This window comes from Burkholderia sp. WAC0059 (genome assembly GCF_002870125.1).
Taxonomy (GTDB): Bacteria; Pseudomonadota; Gammaproteobacteria; order Burkholderiales; family Burkholderiaceae; genus Paraburkholderia.
This window is the reverse complement of the sequence record NZ_PNEO01000053.1, coordinates 1-2,567: the sequence shown is the minus strand read 5'-3', so window position 1 is coordinate 2,567 and position 2,567 is coordinate 1. Positions and strand designations below refer to the sequence as shown.

3 protein-coding genes are annotated in these 2,567 nt (G+C 64.8%); 2 read left to right on the top strand and 1 reads right to left on the bottom strand.

Annotated elements, in window-relative coordinates; translation table 11 throughout:
• Window positions 1–35: 35 nt before the first annotated feature.
• The gene (locus CY652_RS23650) at window positions 36–935 is read right to left on the bottom strand and encodes a LysR family transcriptional regulator (RefSeq protein ID WP_102133123.1); all 900 of its coding nucleotides are present in this window, start codon (window positions 933–935) and stop codon (window positions 36–38) included.
• Between the two features lie 256 nt (window positions 936–1,191).
• On the opposite strand from CY652_RS23650, the gene CY652_RS23645 reads away from it, so the two are divergent.
• Together CY652_RS23645 and CY652_RS23640 are read left to right on the top strand one after the other, a co-directional pair.
• Entirely contained in the window at window positions 1,192–2,199 is a 1,008-nt protein-coding gene (locus CY652_RS23645; RefSeq protein WP_258002440.1) for a major royal jelly family protein, read from the top strand.
• 105 nt (window positions 2,200–2,304) lie between these two features.
• Window positions 2,305–2,567: glycine betaine ABC transporter substrate-binding protein (locus CY652_RS23640; protein ID WP_308410416.1), on the top strand; the 263-nt coding region annotated here is incomplete at its 3' end.

Genomic DNA, 2,567 nt, shown 5'->3' with positions numbered 1-2,567 from the left:
CGCAATATCAGTTTCAAAATTCTATTGAAGCTGGCTTACGCCAGATAGGCGCCGATCCGCTGCAGCAGGAAATCGCGCAGTGCGTTGACCGTCGGCGAGAGCATCGTCCGATGCGCGCAGACGAGATGCAGCGGCGCGCCTTCTCCGTCGAATTCCGTCAGTGCCGCTTCGAGGCGGCCAGCGCGCAGGTCGCCCAGCACGTCCAGCCTCGACTTGTATGCGATCCCGAACCCCGCCACGGCCCAGCGCCGGACCAGTTCCCCATCGTCGCTGCTGCGGTTGCCGCGCACGCTCACCACATCGGGCTTGCCGCCGCGGAAGAAAGTCCAGCGATCATGCAGTGTGTCGCTCAGCGCGAAACGCAGACAGTTGTGCTTGCGCAGGTCGGCCGGCATCTCCGGGCGGCCGTGGCGCGCGAAATACGCAGGCGACCCGCACAGCACACGCCGGTTGTCCGGTGCGAGCGGCAACGCGACCAGCGTCGAATCTTCGGGCACGCCGTAGCGGATCGCAAGGCCGATGGGTGCGCGGAACATGTCGGTCACGTGATCGCCGATGCGGACCTGCAGCGATACGTCCGGATATTGCACCTGAAACTCGTCGAGCCATTCGAGCAGCGCGTGACGCCCCAGATCGGACGGCACCGACAATGAAACCGCGCCGCCGATCATCCGGCGACCGTGGGCGACCGCGTTGTGTCCGGCATCCACCTGCTCCATCACGTTGCGCGCGTACTGCAGATAGCGTTCACCGTCCGGCGTGAGCCGCAGGCTGCGCGTCGAGCGCGCGAGCAGCCGCGTGCCGAGTTCCGCCTCCAGCCGCTTCAGGCCGACGCTCGCAACCGCCGGCGTCAGGTCCAGCTGGCGCGCCGCAGCCGACAGGCTGCCGTTGTCCGCTGCGGAAATAAAGATCCGCAGGTCTTCCAGTCTGATCATTGAAGTGTGACTCCCGCAGGCCGATGTATGAGCGATTTTCAAAATTATCACGAAGCTGATTGCGCTGCTTGCCCCTGTTTCCGCCCCGGCCGGCTACCCATAATCCGACGCAACCGTTCATTCACCGCCGGAGAAAAACGTGCTGCGTACCTTCACCCAACGTCGTTTAGCCCTGCTTGTCGCTGCCTTGATGGGCAGTGCTGTTTCACTCGCCAATGCGGCGCCTGCATCTGCGCCGCCGGCAAAACTTGTCACCGTGCGTGAGAACACTCAGATGCCGTGGAACGCCGTTGCCGTCGATGCGCGCGGCCGCTTCATCGTCGGCTCGCCGCGCTGGACCGGCAATACCGGACCCGCAGTCGCCATCGCTGAAAAGAACGGCACGCTGAAGCCCTATCCGGATGCCGCCTGGAACAGCTGGAAGCCGGGCAACGACGCGGCGCGCGCGTTCGTCAGCGTCAACGCGATTCACGAGGACACACACGGCGACCTGTGGATCGTCGACACCGGCTCTCCCGAGTTCGGCGGCACACCCGTCGCGGGCGGCGCGAAGGTGGTTCATGTCGACCCGCGCACTGACACGGTGATCCGCGTCTACACGTTTCCGAACGAAGCGATCCGCGCGCATACGTACGTCGACGACATCCGCATCAACGGGAATCACGCGTATCTGACCGACGCCGGCGAAGGTGCAATTCTCGTACTCAATCTCGATGACGGCAGCGTGCGGCGGCGCTTCGACGGCATGTCGTTCGCCCGCGCACGCGCGCAGGACACGATTGTCATCAACGGCAAGGTGCTGACTGCCGGCGATGGCCAACCGCTGAAAGTGAACGCCGACCCGCTCGAACTGAGCCCGGATGGCCGGACCTTCTACTTCGGTCCTCTCTCGGGCCCGCTTTCGCAAATCGAAACGCGCTACCTCGACGACGACACGCTCAGCGACGACGCGCTCGCGCAACACGTGAGCACCTGGTTCGACAACCCGCCCGTCGGCGGCACCGCGATGGGCGCGGACGGCAGCCTGTACTACACGCCGCTCGCCGACAACTCGCTGATGCGGCGCGCGCCGGACGGCACGATTTCGATGCTCGCGCGCGACAAGCGCCTGCGCTGGGTCGATGCGCCATTCGTCGACGGTCACGGGCACATCTATCTGCCAGTTCCGCAGATCGACGGTGCGCCCGCGTTCAACCACGGCCGCTCCACCGTGCATTTCCCGGTCGCGCTCTACCGGGTCAACCTGCCGGCGGGCCTGCGGTAAGCAGAGATCCCACGCGCGCTGTCGTCGGAGAAACCGGCATCGCGCGCGTCTGTTCACCGGACGTCCCGGCCTGCGGGCCGGGCGCCGCTCTCGAGGTACATCAAAATGAGTACACAAGCCGAAGTCCGTCTCGTCACGATTGACCTGTCCTTTCATCACGCAGCATCGGGCGTGGTGCGCTCGATTCTCGCCAGCCACGGCGTACCGGTTGTCGAAACCACCGCACCGCACGAAAAAGCGTTTGAGCAATTGCGCAACGGTACCGCCGACATGCTGTGCAGTGCCTGGCTGCCGGACAGCCACGGCGTCTATTTCGATCCGATGGCCGACCAGTTCGAGAAGGTCACCGTGCTTTACCGCCCGTATGC